At 36.8% G+C, this 288-nt stretch carries 1 pseudogene; it reads right to left on the bottom strand.

The features are described from left to right. A pseudogene (locus tag CP367_RS10585) lies at positions 1 to 288 on the bottom strand (MATE family efflux transporter); the annotation flags it as partial.

Genomic DNA, 288 nt, shown 5'->3' with positions numbered 1-288 from the left:
TATAAATATGCATAATTGGCGTGATGAAAATAATGGTCACGATTGAAATGGAAGTTGAAATTCCCACATTTTGCACCATTGACCGAAAGCCTCTTTGATATGCTCCTTCGAAATCTTTTGCGCCGACAGTACGACCAATAATAATTTGATTTCCTTGACATAAGGCTGAAGCCGTTAAAAATACAGATTGTGTACTCGCTGAAACATACGATTTGGTAATCAATACATTAGTTCATAAAGTAGCAACAATCATTGTGAATACCACTTGAGCCCCGTAATAAGAGACTG

Source organism: Lactobacillus sp. UMNPBX16 (genome assembly GCF_002553775.1).
Lineage (GTDB): Bacteria > Bacillota > Bacilli > Lactobacillales > Lactobacillaceae > Lactobacillus > Lactobacillus crispatus.
Note: the sequence above shows the minus strand (reverse complement) of the source record. Positions and strands in the feature narration are given on the sequence as shown.